The organism is Brucella sp. LJL56 (assembly GCF_054871705.1).
Genome location: NZ_JBTXLQ010000002.1, coordinates 215,631 through 233,756, shown reverse-complemented (window position 1 = coordinate 233,756; position 18,126 = coordinate 215,631). Strand labels below are relative to the sequence as shown.

Here is an 18,126-nt window from a genome sequence, read left to right as displayed (position 1 = left end):
ATGCTATATACCGGCAGCGATTTTGATAAATGGAGCAGTTCCGACATGACTGGCAGCACACTTGCGACGGGAAATCTGGATGTACGGCGTCGCAAGCTTTTGTTTCGCGCCTGGCATCGCGGCATGCGCGAGATGGATTTGATTTTGGGCCAATATGCGGATGAGTATATTGCCAGCTTTACCGATTCCCAGTTGGATGAATTTGAACAAATTCTGGAAGTGCTGGACCGTGATCTTCTCAAATGGGTGACAGGTGAAAGCCCTGTCCCAGCAGAACATGACACACCCCTTTTCCGCGATATCGTCGCTTTCCGTGACCGCATAGAGTTTTAAAAAATCCATGCCCGTTTTCAGCAAATTTGGTCTCAAGCCCAGTATGGATACGAAAGCCGGACGCCACATCGTCATTGATGGTGTTGCCGATGGCTTCGAGGCGTTCTGTCTCGCGCGTCTGGCGGATGAGATCGGTGAACGCGGGCCTATCATGTATATCGTGCGCGACGGGCAGCGCATTGCCGATCTGGAGCAGGTGTTAAGCTTTGTCGCACCCGACTTGCCGGTGCTGCATCTGCCTGCTTGGGATTGCTTGCCCTATGACCGTGTATCGCCGGGTGCCGACGCATCGGCGCGCAGGCTGACTGCGCTTGGTGCTTTGGCGGCACTCAAGAAGACACCGCATCCCGCCATTGTTCTCACCACGGCCAATGCCGTGCTGCAAAAACTGCCGCCGCAAGCGGCCATCGCAGAACAGGTGATTTCGGCGCGTCCGGGCAACCAGCTTGACATGAACGAGTTGGCTTCAAGGCTAGAGCGCAACGGCTTCGAGCGTGTGTCAACCGTGCGCGATATTGGCGAATTCGCTGTGCGTGGCGGTATTCTCGATCTTTACGCTCCCGGCGCGGAAGAGCCGCTGCGGCTTGATTTTTTCGGCGATACGCTGGAAACGATACGCGCCTTTGATCCCGCTTCGCAGCGCACCACGGGCACACGCAAGGAATTTGTGCTTCAGCCGATGAGCGAAATCACGCTCTCGCCGGATATGATCAGCCGTTTCCGCAAGAATTACGTGGCGATGTTCGGCGCGCCGCAGCGTGACGATGCACTGTATCAGGCGATCAGCGAAGGCCGTCGCTTTGCGGGCATGGAACACTGGCTGCCGTTGTTCTACGACCGGCTGGAAACAGTCTTCGACCATGCGGGCGGTATGCCGGTGGTGTTCGATCATCTGGTGCACGAAGCGCTGACCGAGCGCCACACAATGGTGGTGGATCATTATGAAGCGCGGCTGCGTCAGGCCGAAGGCAAGGAAGCGGGCAGCGAAGCCGTTCCCTACAAGCCGGTCAAGCCGGAAACGCTCTATCTCACGCCGCAAGCGGTCGAGGATGCGGTACAGGCGAGCGGGCTTCGCATAGACCTCACGCCCTTTGGCGCTCCGGAAGCATCGAACCGCACCATTGTTCATGCCGATGCGCATAAGGGCCGCAATTTTGCCGAGGAACGTGCTGCAACCGACGTGAACCTGTTCGAGGCAGCGGTGAAGCATATTGCCGATCTGCGCGCCTCCGGCAAGAAGGTGCTGGTTGCCGCCTGGACGGAAGGCTCGCTTGACCGTCTGTTGCAGGTTCTCGACGAGCATGGGCTGGAAAAGATCGAGACGGTTGATCGTCTTTCAACCGTCAAGGCGCTGTCGCGTGACAAGGTGACTGCTGCGGTGCTGGCTGTTGAAAGCGGCTTCGATGCCGGTGATCTCGCAGTCGTTGCCGAACAGGATATTCTGGGCGACCGTCTTATCCGCCGGTCCAAGCGCCGCAAGCGCGATCAGGATTTTATCTCGGAAGTGGCTTCGCTGACGGCAGGCGACGTCGTCGTCCATGTCGATCACGGTATTGGTCGCTTTATTGGCCTCAAGACCATCACGGCAGCAGGCGCGCCGCATGATTGCCTTGAAATCCACTATGCGGGTGATGACCGGCTGTTTCTGCCGGTTGAAAATATCGAGCTTCTGTCGCGCTACGGTTCTGAAGGCTCCGATGCGGTTCTTGACAAGCTTGGCGGCGGCGCATGGCAAATGCGCAAGGCTAAGCTCAAGAAGCGGTTGCTTGAGATCGCGGGCCATCTGATCCAGATCGCTGCCGAGCGCCAGATGCGCGGCGCACCGGTGATGACGCCGCCGGATGGGCTCTATGCCGAATTCTCCGCGCGTTTTCCATATGACGAGACCGATGACCAGATGACGGCCATTGAAGCCGTCGCGGATGATCTTGCGGCAGGCAAACCGATGGATCGCCTGATCTGCGGCGACGTCGGTTTCGGTAAGACGGAAGTGGCGCTACGCGCCGCTTTCATCGCAGCTCTCAGTGGTGTTCAGGTGGCGGTCGTCGTGCCGACGACGCTTCTGTCGCGCCAGCATTTCAAGACCTTCTCCAAGCGCTTTCACGGCCTGCCGATCACCGTCGCCCATGCTTCGCGGCTGGTCGGCACCAAGGAACTGGCTGCTACCAAGAAAGGTTTGGAAGAGGGCGCTGTCGATATTGTGGTCGGCACTCATGCGTTGCTCGGCAACTCGATCAAGTTCAAGAATCTCGGCCTGCTCATCATCGATGAGGAGCAGCATTTCGGCGTCAAGCACAAGGAACGGCTCAAGGAGCTGAAATCCGATGTGCATGTGCTGACTCTTTCGGCAACGCCAATTCCGCGCACCTTGCAGCTTGCGCTGACCGGCGTGCGCGAACTCTCGCTCATCACCACGCCGCCGGTGGATCGCATGGCGGTCCGTACCTTCGTTTCCCCGTTTGATCCGCTCGTCATTCGAGAAACACTTCTGCGCGAGCGCTATCGCGGCGGCCAGAGCTTCTATGTCTGCCCGCGTATTTCCGATCTGGGGGATATCGAAGAATTCCTGAAAGAAAACGTGCCGGAACTGAAAGTCGCCGTCGCACATGGCCAGATGGCGCCGGGCGTGCTCGATGACATTATGAACGCCTTCTATGACGGCCAGTACGACGTGCTTCTTTCCACGACGATCGTGGAATCCGGCCTCGATATTCCGACTGCGAACACGATGATCGTACATCGTGCCGACATGTTCGGTCTGTCACAGCTCTATCAGTTGCGCGGCCGTGTGGGACGCTCCAAGCAGCGCGCCTTCGCACTGTTCACACTTCCGGCAGGTAAGATGCTGACGCAGATGGCGGAACGTCGTCTCAAGGTGTTGCAATCGCTGGATACGCTTGGCGCAGGCTTCCAGCTCGCCAGCCATGACATGGATATTCGCGGCGCTGGCAATCTGCTGGGCGAAGAACAGTCTGGCCATATCAAGGAAGTCGGTTTCGAGCTTTACCAGCAAATGCTGGAAGAGGCCGTTGCGACGCTCAAGGGTTCCGGCGAAGTGGAAGACAGCCAGTGGTCGCCGCAGATCGCCATTGGCACGGCGGTTATGATCCCTGAAGCCTATGTGCCTGATTTGCAATTGCGCCTCGGCCTTTATCGTCGCCTTGCCGATCTGGAAGATCCACAGGATATCGATGCATTCGGCGCGGAACTCATCGACCGCTTCGGCCCGATGCCGGAAGAAGTGCAGCATCTGCTCAAGATCGTCTACATCAAGGCACTGTGCCGTCGCGCCAATGTCGAAAAGCTGGATGCTGGCCCGAAGGGCGTCGTCGTCCAGTTCCGTCATGCGACGTTCAACAATCCGGTCGGTCTGGTGAAGATGATCGGCGAGCAGGGCTCGATGGCGAAAATCAGGCCGGATCAGAGCATTGTATTCATCCGCGACTGGCCGACGCCGGAAAAACGTCTCAACGGGGCTGCCGTTATCATGACACAAATGGCGAAAATCGCAGCGGGTTAAACCGCTGCCTTTGTCAGTTTACCGGTCTTCGGAAATGCCCGGCTCGAAGCCTTCCGCCGTCTGGCGAATGGCATCGGCCAGAGCATCGGCGGTTTGCGCGCCCATAACGGCGTATTTCTGGTCAATGATGAAGCAGGGCACGCCGCGCACACCGATACGGTTGGCGGTGTCGATTTCCTCACGGATTGTTGCCTTGTCGGCTTCGCTCTCCAGCAGACGGGCGACGACGGCGGCATCCATGCCGGCGCTTGCTGCGGCATCGACCAGCACTTCGTGATCGCCGATGTCTTGTCCCTGCTCAAAGTAGAGCGAAAACAACATGCCGACCACCCGATCCTGCGTATCTGGGGCAGCCTGTGCGGCCCAGTGGATGACGCGATGCGCATCGAGCGTGTTCGGCGCGCGGGCGATTGCATCGAAATCGAAGACGATGCCGCTTTCTTCGCCCAGCTCGGTCAGTTGTTTGTGGATGTCATCGATCTTGGAACCGCTGCCAAATTTCTCCCGCATATAGGCTTGGCGATCCTTGCCCTGCAGAGGCAGGGTAGGGTCTAGCTGGTATGGGCGCCAGCGCACTTCTGCCTCCACGTCGGGCACCATGGCCAAAGCCGATTCGAGGCGCTTGCGTCCCAGAAAACACCATGGGCAGACAACGTCCGATACGACATCGATAGTAATCTTTCTGGTGGCCATGGTAGCGTCTCCGTGCAAGAACCGGAGGCTCAGCCTCCAGTTGAATATTCATCATATATCGGGTGCATGTAGGGCGAATTACATCAACGTTAAAGCGCATCTCGAAAAGTGGGAAGCGATTTTCGGGTAAGATACGGGTTGAAACAAATAGTTAGAGCGTTCACGGCTTTGCACGCCACCAGGTTGGCAGTTGGTAGCCATAGAGCGAAGTCTTTTGCGGATGTTCTATACGATCCCAGTGCGCCACCCACTGGTAGGGCAGGTGGTAAAGCGGAATGTAGTAGTCACCAGAGATAAGTACGCGGTCAAGCGCGCGCACCGCGCTCACAAAATCAGTGCGACTTCTTGCGGCCAGCAATGCTTCGATCATCGCATCGACTGCCGGATCGGCAACGCCCGGATAGTTGAAACTACCCTGAACTTCGCGCGAAGCTGCACCCCAGCGCATCCATTGTTCGTTACCGGGCGAAAGGGAACCGGTCAGCGCGCCGAGAATCATGTCGTAGTCGAATGTCTGGAGACGTTGCTGATATTGAGCGTCATCTGCTGTACGTATCTCGGCTGTGATACCCAGCCGCGCAAGATTGCGTTTATAGGCCAGCGCGACTTTTTCTTCATCAGGCGAGCGCGTCATGATCTCGAACTTAAACGGCTTGCCAGAGGCATCGACGGCGAGGCCATGTTCAAAATGGAAACCGGCTTCCGTCAGGAGGTCATAGGCTTTCTTTGCTGGCGTGCGATCATGGCCACTGCCGTCCGTCACGGGTGGGTGCCATGTGCCATTCATGACGTCCTCACGAACGGCTTCGGGGAACGGTTTCAGCAACTGCTTCTCGCGTTCATCTGCTGGCTTGCCGATGGAAGAAAGTTGCGAACCTTCCCAAAAACTCTGCGTACGGCGGTATTGGTCGGCGAAAAGGTTGCGGTTAGCCCATTCGAAGTCGAACAGCAGCCCCAGAGCTTGCCGGACGCGACAGTCGGCGAAAATTGGACGGCGCGTGTTGAACACGAAGCCCAGCATGTTGGCTGGCGTGCCTTTTTCAAAGCTGTCCTTGATGACCTTGCCCTGTTTTACAGCCGGAAAATCATAAAGCTTTTCCCAGCGTGTCGGGTTTGCCTCGATGAAAATATCAAGCAGACCTTTCTTGAAAGATTCAAACAGGGAGGTTTCGTTGCGATAATATTCGATGGTCAACCTATCGAAGTTATTGAGACCGCGCTGCGACGGCAGATCCTTGCCCCAATAGTCTGGGTTGCGCTTGTAGATGATGCGCTGGCCGGGCTGCACGCCGGAAACGAGATAAGGACCGCTGCCGACAGGTGGTTTCAGCGATGAATTGCCGAAGGTTTCGCGATCGATGGCGTGCTTTGGCAGCACGGGCATCGATGAGGCGATCAGCATCGGAAATTCACGATCCGATTTGTCGTTGAAAGTGAAGCGAACTGAGCGCTCCCCCGTCTGTTCGATTTTATCGACCCGACTCATCCGGTTGTTGTAAGGAGGACGCCCCTTTTTCGTCAGAATGTCGTAGGTGAAGAGAACGTCGTCCACCGTGACGGGCTGGCCGTCCGACCATTTCGCCTTCGGATTCAAAGTGAATTCGACCCATTTGCGGTCCGGATCGACAGTAACCTTCTCAGCCAGCAGGCCGTAAAGGGTAAATGGTTCATCCCGCGAACGCTGCATGAGTGTTTCATAGACCAGATTGCCGAGGTCGACGTCCCCAAACAGCCCGCGGGCTGTCGTGCGCATGCTTTTCAGCACAAACGGATTGAGGCTGTCGAAAGTGCCGACAACGCCCATTGTGAGTGCACCACCCTTCGGCGCATTGCTGTTTGCATACGGGAAATGGGTAAAGTCAGCCGGTAGCGCCACGTCTCCATGCATGGAGAGCGCATAGTCCGGCTGTGTTTCGGCTATCGCCTGCGCCGACAGCACGCCGACGACAGCTCCGGTAAGGCTCGCAAGAAACACTTTGCGGAGAAGGGCAATCAATCCGTTCAACTTCAATCGTCCATTGTAAATAAGTTTGATGGTCGCCGCTGGGAGGCGTCGATTCGGAACCGAAAACTAGCATGATCGTACATTATGTGCGGAATTAGGGCGTGTCCGTCACGTGACAGTAGGGGCTAAAATAAAGATTTTGGCGGATTCCGAGCATGGAATGTCGAAACTCATCTGGATTCATACCCCTAGTCGTTGTAACACGGCTCCGGATTAGGCCCGGATAGGGCCTTGTTGGGGGTCAAAATCCCCAGGGTCACGCTGTTGCCGCATTTTCAAACCAGTGACGGTCTATCGCTGACTTAAGAATACAGAACGGGAACTATAGATCAGAGCGTTGAAAGGAACCTGTTGATCATGTCCAGCACGAAGACAATCGCTGCCGCATCTGCCATCGCTGGCGCGTTCGCCCTGCTTGCCTCCGCGACGATGCCTGCATCGGCACAGCAGCCACCACAGGGCTGGTTCAAGGTCTGCTCGAAGCAGGAAGACAATGACATCTGCAACACGCAGAACATCGTCACTGCGGATTCCGGCCAGCTCCTGACCGCCGTCAACCTCATCGAAATCAAAGGCAAGATCAACCGTAAGATCTTTCAGGTGACTGTTCCTATCGGTCGCCTGATTCCTGCCGGTGTTGGTCTTCAGATCGACAACAACAAGCCGGTCAAGCTCGAATACGGCATCTGCTTCCCGGACCGCTGCATTGCCGAAGCTCCGCTGACCGACGATCTCATCAATGCGCTCAAGAAGGGTGGCAAGCTGACCCTGACTTCGGTCAACTATCAGAACAAGCCAAACCCGATTCCGGTCGCGCTCACCGGTTTCTCCGGGGCCCTGACTGGCCCAGCTCTCAAGCAGTCGGAACTGGAAGAACGCCAGAAGGAACTTCAAGACGCTGTTCAGAAGCGTCAGAAGGATTTCGAAGCCAAGATGAAGGCTGAACAGGACAAGGCAAAGGGAGCAGCTAACTAAGCTGCTCTCCAGTCTGTTATAAAAAAGGGGCGCTTCGAGCGCCCCTTTGTGTTTTGAGCTATCACTTTAAAAGAAAGTTCTATCTTAGTTCGAATGCTGTGATTTTACGCGATAGGAGCCATTGTCCAGCCGATCAAACATCTCCTCGATTTGAGGGTGACGCAGAGGCTCACCGCTTAGATCAGGCACAAGGTTCTGTTCCGACACGTAGGCGACATACTCGGATTCTGCATTCTCCGCGAGCAGGTGGTAAAAAGGCTGATCGCGATGCGGGCGTGCTTCCTCAGGAATGGACGCATACCATTCTTCCGTATTCGCAAACTCGGGATCCACGTCGAATATAACCCCACGGAAGGGGAATAACCGGTGCCTGACGACCTGGCCGATCTGAAATTTCGCGTGCTTTATCTGTGTCATACCCATGCAACGTTATGTAGTTCACCGCGTGACAAATTAAAGTCGACGGGAACCGGCAATTCTGTCAGCTTGATGTTTCGGATAATCTGAAAATCAGGTTAGCTGGAACGCTTGCCGTCGCTTCGGTGTGGAAGGCCCGGCAGTTTCGGAAGGAAATGCGAGAAACCGCTGCCGGGGCGCAGCCCCTCACGCATGAAGAATGCACGCAACGGCGCGAATGAGCGAAGCATTTCCAGCCCGACGCCACGCATGATCTGTGCCGGAAGCATGCCGGAGAGAAGCGAACGATTGAGCGCATCGACCGAGCCGGTGCGCGCCAGAATGTCTGGCCGTCTTGCGCGGTCATAGGCGCGAATGACCCGATCCGAGCCGGGATCGACAGGATCGCTCTCAATGGCCCTGACCAGCGTTTCGACGTCGCGCGAACCAAGATTGAGGCCCTGCGCGCCGATTGGCGGGAACACGTGCGCGGCTTCACCGATCAAGATCGTACGCTTGGCCGCAAAGACGTGGGGCACCAGGCCGGAAAGGGGCCAGGCCTGCGGCTTGATTTCGAGCCTGATCTTGCCCAGCATGGACTGCATCATATCCTCGATGCGTGCAGCAAGTGCAGCTTCATCAAGCGCGAGAAGCGCTTCAGCGCGACCGGGATTGACCACCCAGACAAGGCTTGAGCGTTTACCCTTCAATGGCACCTGAGTGAATGGGCCTTCTTCTGTGTGAAATTCTGTCGAGATGTTTTCATGATCGACACTGTGCGAGAAGGAAAGCACGACGGCTGTCTGCGGATAGCTCCAGCGGCGCGTGCGGATGCCTGCCGCTTCGCGAGCCATGGAATTGCGCCCGTCCGCCGCTACGACCAGCCGTGTATGCAATGTGTCGCCGCCTGAAAGCGTGATGGTCACATGGTCGCCATTGTGGCGATATTCGATAACTGGGGCATTGATGCGTTGAACATTCGGATTACGTGCGACGGCCTCTGCCAGTTTCTCGTTCAAAACGGCATTCGGGATATTGTAGCCAAATGCAGCTTCATCGATTTCGCCGGCACGGAAGGTCACAACCGGGCTTCTCACGAGGCGGCGCGTCGCATCGATAATGCGCATGGAGGCAAGAGCTGCCGCTTCCGGCTCGATATGCGACCAGACGCCCAGTCCTTCCAGCAGTCGGATGGCAGGCATCATGAGCGCGGTGGTACGACGATCACCTTTGTCGGTCTCCGGTCCCAGCAACACAGTGCGATAGCCTTTCGCTCCAAGTGCCAGAGCTGCCATCATTCCGGCGGGGCCGCCGCCGCTGATGACAATGTCGGTGAGAGGCTTGTTCACAACAAGATCGTTCATCGTATTTCATCCCTGGTCCGACAGTGCAGACCTCGTGACCGTTCGCTACGCATCTCGCATCGTCTGATGATTCCAGTCAGATGCGTTTGAGGTGCACTTAAACCGAAATGTAGTCCAAAGGCCATTCTTCCGTGGGATTATGGCGGATTTGCCTCACGCCTTACTTGCTCTTTTGTGCTTATTCAGGGAAAGCTGCTGCAAGTTCACGGCTTTTCTTGATTGGGAATCTGTTGGATGATCTTGAGGGTGGGGAACGCCAATTTGTTTGGTGTACGCGTTCCCCGATAGATGAAATGCACTCGCTGGCTTGGGAATTATCTTGGGCGGGATATGCGCGGCGACAAATTGAAATGGCGGATGGCGTGAAAACCAAACTGACCGGAAAACTCAAAGCCAAGAAAGTCACCGCGCCGCAAGCCAAGGCGTTTTCGGTTCATCTTCTGACGGCATCGGGTTCGTTTCTGGCGTTCCTTTCCATCGTGGCGGCCAGTGACGGGCGCTATACGGCGATGTGGTGGTGGCTGGGGCTGGCGCTTTTCGTCGACGGTATCGATGGTCCCATCGCGCGCAAGCTCGAGGTCAAATATGTTCTGCCAAACTGGTCTGGTGAACTTCTCGACAATATCATCGATTATGTCACCTACGTTCTGATACCGGCTTTCGCGCTCTATCAAAGCGGATTCATGGGAACGTATCTGTCGTTCATATCCGGTGCCATTATCGTGGTTTCGAGCGCGATTTACTATGCCGACACCGGCATGAAGACAAAGGAGAACTTCTTCAAAGGGTTTCCGGTGGTCTGGAATATGGTGGTCTTTACGCTTTTCATCGTCAGACCGGGTGAATGGGTCGCCTTCGCAACGGTTGTCGCGTCGGCAATCCTTTCGTTCCTGCCGATCAATTTCCTGCACCCGGTACGTGTCGTGCGCCTGCGGCCGCTTAATCTGACGGTTTTCCTGCTTTGGTGTGCATTTGGTGCGGCTGCGCTCTATTATACTCTGGACGCGCCGTTGTGGGTCCGTGTCGGCATATCCGTGACGGGCCTCTACATCTACTTCATCGGTGCTGTCATGCAGTTTTTTCCCGGACTGGGACGGACTGCTACTGTCATCGCGGCTGAGAAAGCCGCTGCCGCAAGGAAGACTGGAGAAGCATGATGATCAATGCCATTCGCGTCCATCAGACCGGTGGGCCGGAAGTCATGAAGTATGAACAGATCGAGATTGGCGAACCCGGTCCGGGCGAGGCGAAAGTGCGCCACGAAGCCGTCGGTCTGAACTTTATCGACGTCTATTTTCGCACCGGGCTTTACAAGGCGGCCCAGATGCCGTTTACGCCCGGCAATGAAGGTGCTGGCACGGTCATTGCGGTTGGTCCGGGCGCGGGGGATGTTCAAGTCGGTGACCGTGTTGCCTATGTGGCAACGCCGGGTTCCTATGCGGACGAGCGCATTCTGCCAGCCGACCGGCTGGTCAAGGTTCCAGATAATGTTGACCTGAAGACCGCCGCCTCCATGATGTTGAAGGGCATGACGGCGCAATATCTTCTGCGGCGTACATTCAAGGTGGAGCCGGGGCAGACGATACTGTTTCACGCGGCTGCTGGCGGGGTCGGGCTGATTGCCGGACAATGGGCGAAACACCTTGGCGCCAAGGTCATCGGTACGGCGGGATCGGAAGAAAAGATCGCGCTGGCCAGAAAGCATGGCTACGACCATGTCATCAACTACCGTACCGAGAACTTTGCCGAAAAGGTGAAGGAACTGACCGACGGAGTGGGTGTTGACGTCGTCTATGATTCTGTTGGGCGCGATACTTATATGGGCTCGCTCGACGTGCTGAAGCCTCTCGGTATGTTTGCCTGCTTCGGACAATCGTCTGGCGTCATTCCACCGTTCGATCTAGGCATTCTGGCGCAGAAGGGTTCGCTGTTCGCCACACGTCCAACGCTATTCAATTACATCGCCAAGCGGGCGGACCTTGAAAAGACGGCTGCAGAGCTTTTCGATGTAGTCGGAAGCGGAGCCGTCAAGATCGAGATCAATCAGACCTATGCGCTCAAGGATGCGGGCAAGGCACATGAGGATTTGGAGGCCCGCAAGACGACTGGAACCACCATTCTGCTTCCATAATGAGGCCCAGGATTGCAGCGGTGTGCATATGTCCACCGCTGCTTGCTTTTAGGCTTTTCAAGAGCAGACTTGCTGGATAAGGTCGCACAAAAATACAATTGGGGAACAATGACAGCGCCTCTAACCGACCGGCCTCTTCTGGATGTCCGCCGGCTCACGAAAGTATTTGGTCAGCTGCGGGCCTGCGATGGTGTCGATCTCACCATCGGGGAAGGCGAAATTCACGCGCTTCTGGGTGAAAACGGCGCCGGAAAATCCACCTTTGTGAAAATGCTGTTCGGCGCATTGCAACCTCTTGAAGGCGAAATTGTCTGGAAGGGGCAGCCGGTCACCATAGACGAACCCGGTGTCGCAAGAAAGCTCGGCATTGGCATGGTTTTTCAGCATTTTTCGCTGTTCGACTCGCTTACTGCCGCTGAAAATATCGCCCTGTCGCTAGACCGTTCGTTGCCGCTTTCAGACGTTGCAAAGCGTGCGCGTGAGGTTGGCAAGACGTACGGTCTTCCAGTTGATCCGCAAGCCCATGTTGGTGATCTGTCGGTTGGCGAACGCCAGCGTATCGAAATTGTGCGCTGCCTTCTTCAGAAGCCGGATCTCATCATTCTGGATGAGCCGACTTCGGTGCTGACGCCGCAGGAAGCGGACAAGCTGTTTGAAACGCTGGAGCGCCTGAAAGCCGAAGGCAAGTCGATCCTCTATATCAGCCACCGTCTCGAGGAGGTGAAGCGCCTCTGTGACCGCGCAACCGTGTTGCGACATGGCAAGGTCGTCGCGCATTGCGATCCACGCAAGGAGACTGCCGCGTCGCTTGCCCGGATGATGGTCGGTAATGATATCAATGTCGTGGCACGCAGCCCCATCGTGGCAGTAAATACCGGTAAAGATGCGCTTTTTGAAATCCGATCATTGTCGCAACCGCCGCGTGGACCATTTTCGACGGCATTGAGGGATATTTCTCTCTCGGTTGCCGCTGGCGAAGTCGTTGGCATCGCCGGTGTTGCAGGCAACGGGCAAGGTGAATTCTTCGAAGCTGTTTCGGGCGAAGTGCTGCAGTCAAATCCATCGAATGTGCGCATTCGCGGGAAGGATGCAGGCAAGGCCGGCATCAGCGACCGCCGCATGATGGGGGCAGCCTTCGTTCCGGAGGAGCGGCTTGGTCACGGTGCTGTTCCGACCATGACGCTGACCGACAATCTGTTCTTGTCGCGATACAAGACCGACGCAAAGATGTTCCTGCGTGGCGGCAAGATGAAGCTGATCGCAGAGAGCGCGCTTCGATCGGCTGCAAAACGCATCATTGAACGAATGGATGTGCGCAAGAGTGCTGAAAATCCGCCCGCATCTGCACTTTCTGGCGGAAACCTGCAGAAATTCATCATCGGGCGCGAGCTTGATCGCTCACCATCGGTCATGGTTGTGAACCAGCCGACATGGGGCGTGGATGCCGGTGCCGCAGCACATATCCGGCAGGCACTTGTCGATCTTGCGCGCTCCGGTTCCGCAGTTCTCGTCATTAGTCAGGACCTTGATGAGCTTCTTGAAATCAGTGACCGCATTGCCGTGATGAATCATGGCCAGCTCTCCGATCCTTTGCCGATTGCCGATGTAACGCTGGAAAAGATCGGTCTTTTGATGGGCGGTATCTCAGGAGAGGCGGGAGCTGCATGATGCGGATTGAACTCGTCAAACGCCCGCAGCCGTCGAGACTTTTTAGTGCTTTGTCACCATTGCTGGCACTGTCGTTGACACTGATTTTCGGCGGACTTGCTTTTGCGCTGATGGGCAAGGATCCGTTACATGCGCTTTATGTCTTCTTTGTCGAGCCTTTGTTCGACATCTGGTCTTGGCATGAATTGCTCGTGAAGGCTGCGCCGCTGATCTTGATCGCGGTCGGCCTCTGCGTCTGTTTTCTGTCCAACAACTGGAATATCGGTGCGGAGGGGCAGTTTATCGCCGGTGCCATAGCGGGATCGGTCCTGCCTGTCATGTTTCCCGACCTGCAGTCATGGGTGGTTCTGCCCTTGATGATGCTGATGGGGATGGCGGGTGGCGCGGCTTATGCATCCATTCCGGCATTGCTGAAAGTGCGCTTCAATACCAATGAAATCCTGACCAGCCTCATGCTTGTCTATGTGGCGCAACTGCTCCTCGACTGGCTGGTGCGCGGGCCGTGGCGCAACCCGGAAGGATATAATTTCCCGGAAACCCGTCAGTTCAGCGATAGCGCCATTCTGCCGGAAATCTGGAGTGCATCCGGTCGTGCGCATTGGGGCTTTATTTTCGCGCTCGTTGCAGCGATTTTCGTCTGGTTCCTGCTCAAGCACACGCTGAAGGGCTTTGAGGTCAAGGTTATCGGCCAAAGCCCGAGGGCAGGGCGTTTTGCGGGTTTCAGTGCAGGCAAGATGGTGTTCTTCGTCTTTGCGGTTTCGGGTGCTCTTGCCGGTCTCGCGGGCATCGCGGAAACCTCCGGTGCCATTGGCCAGCTTCGTCCGGTCATATCTCCGGGCTACGGTTTTACGGCGATCATTGTCGCGTTTCTGGGGCGCCTCAACCCGCTGGGAGCAATAGCAGCCGGTCTGGTGCTGGCGCTTTCCTATCTTGGCGGCGAAGCTGCACAGGTTGCTATCGGCATTTCCGAAAAATCTGCGCGCGTGTTTCAGGGCATGATCCTGTTCTTCGTTCTCGCTTGCGATACACTCATCCTTTATCGCATTCGCTTCATATCCGGTCGCCAAGCGGGAAAGGCCTGATCTCATGGATTTGACGCAGGCTATTCTTCTCACGATTGCAACAGCAGCGACGCCGCTCCTGATCGCCGCCATCGGCGAGCTTGTCGTAGAACGCTCCGGCGTGCTCAATCTCGGTGTCGAAGGCATGATGCTGATGGGGGCCGTGTCCGGCTTCGCCATTGCGCAGATGACCGGCTCGGCCTGGCTGGGCTTGTTTGCCGCTGTCTTGGTCGGTGCGCTTTTCTCCGCCGTTTTTGGCTTTCTGACGCTCATACTCGTCACCAATCAGGTGGCAACCGGGCTGGCACTGACGATCCTTGGCGTTGGAGCATCGGCCTTGCTCGGCGAAAGCTTTGTCGGGCTTCCCGGCGTCCGGCTTGAAGCAATCCATATTCCCTACCTCACCGATCTGCCGCTTGTCGGGCGGTTCCTCTTCGGTCAGGACCCGATCTTCTATATGTCTATCCTGCTGGTTGTCGGTGTGGCATGGTTTCTGTTCCGCACGCGAGCGGGGCTTACATTGCGCGCCATCGGCGACAGCCATGGCTCGGCCCATGCACTCGGCGTGCATGTGGTGCGCACGCGCTATCTGGCGGTTCTGTTCGGTGGTGCTTGCGCCGGTCTTGCGGGCGCGCAATTGTCGCTCGTCTATGTACCGCAATGGGTGGAGAACATGACAGCCGGGCGCGGCTGGATCGCTCTTGCTCTTGTCGTTTTCGCTTCGTGGCGACCATGGCGGGTATTGATCGGTGCTTACTTGTTTGGCGCCGTGACCATCGGCCAGCTTCACGCACAGGCGCTCGGCTTTGGCTTGCCGTCGCAGTTTCTGTCTGCGCTGCCTTATCTTGCGACGGTTGTGGTGCTGGTCATCATCTCGCGCAACAAGCGCCTGACGATGATGAATACGCCGGCTTCGCTCGGCAAGCCGTTTGTTCCTGACCGGTAGAACGAACGGCTGAGGGGTAGACGTAAACCGTCCCAAGGGTTTTCGTTTTGGTTAGTGGGTAAAAACAAGGAGTGCAGGGAACATGAAAAAGACGCTTATGGCCATGGCCACTGCGGCCAGCTTTATGCTTGGCGGCGCAGCGCATGCAGAAGATAAACTCAAGATCGGTTTCATCTATATCGGACCTCCGGGCGATTTCGGCTGGACCTATCAGCACGATCAGGCCCGCAAGGAACTTGTCGAGGCGCTTGGCGACAAGGTCGAAACCACATTTCTGGAAAGTGTTCCGGAAGGCGCCGATGCCGAACGTTCCATCGAACGTCTGGCACGTGCTGGCAACAAGCTGATCTTCACGACGTCGTTCGGCTATATGGACCCGACCCTTAAGGTCGCCAAGAAGTTCCCGGACGTGAAGTTCGAACACGCAACCGGCTACAAGACCGCCGACAACATGTCCGCCTATAATGCGCGCTTCTATGAAGGCCGTTATGTGCAGGGCGTGATCGCTGCCAAGATGTCGACAAAGGGCGTTGCCGGTTACATCGCATCCGTGCCGGTTCCTGAAGTCGTGCAGGGCATCAACGCATTCATGCTCGGCGCGCAGTCGGTCAACCCGGACTTCAAGGTCAAGGTGATCTGGGCTAACTCCTGGTTCGATCCGGGCAAGGAAGCCGATGCGGCCAAGGCTCTGATCGATCAGGGCGTGGACATCATCACCCAGCATACCGATTCTACTGCTGCCATTCAGGTGGCTCATGATCGCGGGATCAAGGCTTTCGGTCAGGCTTCGGACATGATCAAGTTCGCGCCCGACACGCAGCTCACCGCTGTCGTGGACGAATGGGGCCCGTATTATATCGATCGCGCGAAGGCTGTTCTCGACGGTACGTGGAAAAGCCAGAACATCTGGTGGGGTATGAAGGAAGGCCTCGTGAAGATGGCGCCTTATACCAACATGCCGGACGACGTGAAGAAACTGGCCGAGGAAACCGAAGCCAAGATCAAGTCGGGCGAACTGAAGCCTTTCACTGGCCCGATCAAGAAGCAGGACGGCTCCGTCTGGCTGAAAGAAGGCGAACAGGCTGACGACAAGACCCTGCTGGGCCTCAATTTCTACGTCGCTGGCGTGGACGACAAGCTGCCACAGTAAGTTTCTCCAGACTGAAACAGAAAAGGGCGCTCAAAGCGCCCTTTTTATTTTCTTACAATGGATTGAATCCACCTCTTAAAGCGATAGCTTAAGTCCCTCGTGACTATCCGTGAAGCCGAGCGACTGATAGAAACGTAGCGCGTCGGAACGCGATTTATCCGTCGTCAATTGTACGAGACCACAGCCGCGCTCACGGCACTGCTCGATTGCCCACCCGATCATCTGGCGGCCTATTCCACCGCCACGAATGTGGCTCGCAATCCGCACGCTTTCGATCTGTCCTCGCCACATGCCCATTCGCGACAGGCCGGGTATGAAGCTGATTTGCATGCAACCAATGATCTCGCCATCATGCTCAACGACTGCCAGAAGCTGATTGGGATCAGCATCGATTGCTGCAAAGGCGTTGCGGTAGGAATCCCTCAAAGGGAGGTTCGCATCTTCGCGCTGCGCACCCAATGCATCATCGGCGAGCATGGAGACAATTGCCGCCACGTCAGCCGCGGCGGCTTTTCGGATCGCTATGGCAACTTCCGCCGCCATCAGACCGCCATGCCATGCAGATCGTAAGCGTCACTCGCCTCGATCTTCACCGTCACGATGTCGCCGACGCGAAGCGGGCGGCGCGACTGGATATGAACATTGCCGTCGATTTCCGGAGCGTCGTAGCGCGTACGGCCCTTGGCAATCGTGCCGTTTGCTTCATCGATAATGACAGGCAGGCGCTTCCCGACCTTCTTCTTGAGGAGATTGGTCGAAATCTGCTGCTGCTTGGCCATGAAACGATGCCAGCGCGCTTCCTTGATTTCTTCTGGAACCTGCTCAAGGCCGAGATCATTAGCCTTCGCGCCCTTTACCGGCTCATATTTGAAGCAGCCAGCGCGCTCGATCTTGGCTTCGTCGAGCCAGTCGAGAAGCATCTGGAAATCTTCTTCCGTTTCGCCGGGATAGCCGACGATAAAGGTGGAGCGCACGGCCAGATCCGGGCAGGTCTCACGCCAGGCCTGAATGCGGCGCGAGGTCTTTTCCTGATGTGCCGGACGGCGCATGTTTTTCAGAACTGCCGGTGAGGCGTGCTGGAAAGGAATATCCAGATAAGGCAGAATCTTGCCTTCAGCCATCAGCGGAATGACTTCATCGACGTGCGGGTAGGGGTATACATAGTGCATACGCACCCATACGCCCATATCGCCCAACTCGCGCGAGAGGTCGAGGAACTTGGTGCGAACCGTGCGGTCCTGCCACATGGCTTCCTGATATTTGATGTCGAGGCCGTAGGCACTCGTATCCTGCGAGATGACGAGGATTTCCTTCACGCCTGCGTTGACCAGCTTTTCCGCTTCACGCAGCACCTGATCGATCGGGCGCGATACCAGGTCGCCGCGTAGTGCCGGAATGATGCAGAAGGAGCAGCGGTTCGAGCAGCCTTCGGAAATTTTCAGATAGGCGTAGTGGCGCGGGGTGAGCTTCACTCCCTGTGGCGGCACCAGATCGACAAAGGGATCGTGCGCGGGAGGGGCGGCTTCATGCACCGCGCTCATCACGCTTTCATAAGCCTGGGGCCCGGTGATGGCCAGCACGTTCGGATGGCGCTCACGGATGACATCGGGTTCGGCGCCAAGACAACCAGTTACGATGACCTTCCCGTTCTCGTTGAGTGCAAGGCCGATCGCATCAAGCGATTCATCACGTGCGGAATCGAGAAAGCCGCAGGTATTGACGATGACCAGATCGGCTCCGTCATGCTTGCGAGAGATTTCATAGCCCTCGGAGCGGAGGCTGGTGATGATGCGTTCCGAATCGACAAGCGCCTTCGGGCAGCCGAGTGAAACGAAACTGACGCGCGGTGCGCTCATGGTGATACCTTGCGAATTTCGGAAAATT

15 protein-coding genes are annotated in these 18,126 nt (G+C 56.6%); 9 read left to right on the top strand and 6 right to left on the bottom strand.

What is annotated here, in order from left to right; translation table 11 throughout:
• Window positions 1-45: 45 nt before the first annotated feature.
• Entirely contained in the window at window positions 46-333 is a 288-nt protein-coding gene (locus ACYSN1_RS09710; protein WP_461725477.1) for an FAD assembly factor SdhE, read from the top strand.
• A gap of 7 nt (window positions 334-340) precedes the next feature.
• The gene (gene mfd / locus ACYSN1_RS09705) at window positions 341-3,853 is read left to right on the top strand and encodes a transcription-repair coupling factor (RefSeq protein ID WP_461725476.1); all 3,513 of its coding nucleotides are present in this window, start codon (window positions 341-343) and stop codon (window positions 3,851-3,853) included.
• 18 nt (window positions 3,854-3,871) lie between these two features.
• Here mfd and ACYSN1_RS09700 read toward each other — a convergent pair whose 3' ends face one another.
• Window positions 3,872-4,546: a DsbA family oxidoreductase gene (locus ACYSN1_RS09700; RefSeq protein WP_140019176.1), complete on the bottom strand. Its 675-nt coding sequence runs from the start codon at window positions 4,544-4,546 to the stop codon at window positions 3,872-3,874.
• Between the two features lie 160 nt (window positions 4,547-4,706).
• A complete protein-coding gene (locus ACYSN1_RS09695; protein ID WP_461725475.1) occupies window positions 4,707-6,557 on the bottom strand; it encodes an extracellular solute-binding protein in 1,851 nt (616 codons plus the stop codon).
• 351 nt (window positions 6,558-6,908) lie between these two features.
• On the opposite strand from ACYSN1_RS09695, the gene ACYSN1_RS09690 reads away from it, so the two are divergent.
• Window positions 6,909-7,526, top strand: coding sequence for an invasion associated locus B family protein (locus ACYSN1_RS09690; protein ID WP_010658835.1), 618 nt, complete (start codon window positions 6,909-6,911; stop codon window positions 7,524-7,526).
• A gap of 84 nt (window positions 7,527-7,610) precedes the next feature.
• Here the strand turns inward: ACYSN1_RS09690 and hspQ are convergent, their stop codons facing one another.
• Together hspQ and ACYSN1_RS09680 are read right to left on the bottom strand one after the other, a co-directional pair.
• On the bottom strand, window positions 7,611-7,949 hold the full coding sequence (gene hspQ, locus ACYSN1_RS09685; RefSeq protein ID WP_461725474.1) for a heat shock protein HspQ: 339 nt from the start codon (window positions 7,947-7,949) through the stop codon (window positions 7,611-7,613).
• Between the two features lie 92 nt (window positions 7,950-8,041).
• Window positions 8,042-9,286 (bottom strand): UbiH/UbiF family hydroxylase, encoded by a 1,245-nt coding sequence (locus ACYSN1_RS09680; protein WP_461725473.1) that lies wholly within the window; start codon window positions 9,284-9,286, stop codon window positions 8,042-8,044.
• 350 nt (window positions 9,287-9,636) lie between these two features.
• Between ACYSN1_RS09680 and pcsA the strand changes: the two genes are divergently transcribed.
• The 6 genes from pcsA to ACYSN1_RS09650 all read left to right on the top strand — a co-directional run bounded on the left by pcsA (window position 9,637) and on the right by ACYSN1_RS09650 (window position 16,242).
• On the top strand, window positions 9,637-10,443 hold the full coding sequence (gene pcsA, locus ACYSN1_RS09675; protein ID WP_461725472.1) for a phosphatidylcholine synthase: 807 nt from the start codon (window positions 9,637-9,639) through the stop codon (window positions 10,441-10,443).
• Complete coding sequence (locus tag ACYSN1_RS09670) at window positions 10,443-11,417, top strand: quinone oxidoreductase family protein (RefSeq protein ID WP_461725863.1); 975 nt, start codon at window positions 10,443-10,445, stop codon at window positions 11,415-11,417. Before pcsA ends, ACYSN1_RS09670 begins: the two co-directional genes overlap by 1 nt.
• A gap of 108 nt (window positions 11,418-11,525) precedes the next feature.
• Window positions 11,526-13,085 (top strand): ABC transporter ATP-binding protein, encoded by a 1,560-nt coding sequence (locus tag ACYSN1_RS09665; RefSeq protein WP_461725471.1) that lies wholly within the window; start codon window positions 11,526-11,528, stop codon window positions 13,083-13,085.
• Complete coding sequence (locus ACYSN1_RS09660; RefSeq protein WP_109986660.1) at window positions 13,085-14,167, top strand: ABC transporter permease; 1,083 nt, start codon at window positions 13,085-13,087, stop codon at window positions 14,165-14,167. The genes ACYSN1_RS09665 and ACYSN1_RS09660 overlap by 1 nt, the downstream gene beginning before the upstream one ends.
• 4 nt (window positions 14,168-14,171) lie before the next feature.
• Window positions 14,172-15,092: an ABC transporter permease gene (locus ACYSN1_RS09655; protein ID WP_151646599.1), complete on the top strand. Its 921-nt coding sequence runs from the start codon at window positions 14,172-14,174 to the stop codon at window positions 15,090-15,092.
• Window positions 15,093-15,174: 82 nt separating this feature from the next.
• Window positions 15,175-16,242, top strand: coding sequence for a BMP family ABC transporter substrate-binding protein (locus tag ACYSN1_RS09650; protein ID WP_461725470.1), 1,068 nt, complete (start codon window positions 15,175-15,177; stop codon window positions 16,240-16,242).
• 75 nt (window positions 16,243-16,317) lie between these two features.
• On the opposite strand, the gene ACYSN1_RS09645 is transcribed toward ACYSN1_RS09650, so the two are convergent.
• Both ACYSN1_RS09645 and rimO read right to left on the bottom strand, forming a co-directional pair.
• Window positions 16,318-16,785 carry a GNAT family N-acetyltransferase gene (locus ACYSN1_RS09645; RefSeq protein WP_461725469.1) on the bottom strand — a complete coding sequence of 156 codons (468 nt, stop codon included), beginning with the start codon at window positions 16,783-16,785 and terminating at the stop codon, window positions 16,318-16,320.
• Window positions 16,785-18,098 carry a 30S ribosomal protein S12 methylthiotransferase RimO gene (gene rimO / locus ACYSN1_RS09640; RefSeq protein WP_461725468.1) on the bottom strand — a complete coding sequence of 438 codons (1,314 nt, stop codon included), beginning with the start codon at window positions 18,096-18,098 and terminating at the stop codon, window positions 16,785-16,787. The genes ACYSN1_RS09645 and rimO overlap by 1 nt, the downstream gene beginning before the upstream one ends.
• Window positions 18,099-18,126 lie beyond the last annotated feature (28 nt).

What these genes read in the sequence shown, in the direction of transcription:
- ACYSN1_RS09655 (WP_151646599.1), top strand. Translation starts at nt 14,172, where the DNA reads ATGGATTTGACGCAGGCTATTCTTCTCACGATTGCAACAGCAGCGACG.
- ACYSN1_RS09690 (WP_010658835.1), top strand. Translation starts at nt 6,909, where the DNA reads ATGTCCAGCACGAAGACAATCGCTGCCGCATCTGCCATCGCTGGCGCG.
- ACYSN1_RS09680 (WP_461725473.1), bottom strand. Translation starts at nt 9,286, where the DNA reads ATGAACGATCTTGTTGTGAACAAGCCTCTCACCGACATTGTCATCAGC.
- hspQ (WP_461725474.1), bottom strand. Translation starts at nt 7,949, where the DNA reads ATGGGTATGACACAGATAAAGCACGCGAAATTTCAGATCGGCCAGGTC.
- ACYSN1_RS09660 (WP_109986660.1), top strand. Translation starts at nt 13,085, where the DNA reads ATGCGGATTGAACTCGTCAAACGCCCGCAGCCGTCGAGACTTTTTAGT.
- ACYSN1_RS09665 (WP_461725471.1), top strand. Translation starts at nt 11,526, where the DNA reads ATGACAGCGCCTCTAACCGACCGGCCTCTTCTGGATGTCCGCCGGCTC.
- ACYSN1_RS09700 (WP_140019176.1), bottom strand. Translation starts at nt 4,546, where the DNA reads ATGGCCACCAGAAAGATTACTATCGATGTCGTATCGGACGTTGTCTGC.
- ACYSN1_RS09670 (WP_461725863.1), top strand. Translation starts at nt 10,443, where the DNA reads ATGATCAATGCCATTCGCGTCCATCAGACCGGTGGGCCGGAAGTCATG.
- ACYSN1_RS09650 (WP_461725470.1), top strand. Translation starts at nt 15,175, where the DNA reads ATGAAAAAGACGCTTATGGCCATGGCCACTGCGGCCAGCTTTATGCTT.
- pcsA (WP_461725472.1), top strand. Translation starts at nt 9,637, where the DNA reads ATGGCGGATGGCGTGAAAACCAAACTGACCGGAAAACTCAAAGCCAAG.
- mfd (WP_461725476.1), top strand. Translation starts at nt 341, where the DNA reads ATGCCCGTTTTCAGCAAATTTGGTCTCAAGCCCAGTATGGATACGAAA.
- ACYSN1_RS09645 (WP_461725469.1), bottom strand. Translation starts at nt 16,785, where the DNA reads ATGGCGGCGGAAGTTGCCATAGCGATCCGAAAAGCCGCCGCGGCTGAC.
- ACYSN1_RS09710 (WP_461725477.1), top strand. Translation starts at nt 46, where the DNA reads ATGACTGGCAGCACACTTGCGACGGGAAATCTGGATGTACGGCGTCGC.
- rimO (WP_461725468.1), bottom strand. Translation starts at nt 18,098, where the DNA reads ATGAGCGCACCGCGCGTCAGTTTCGTTTCACTCGGCTGCCCGAAGGCG.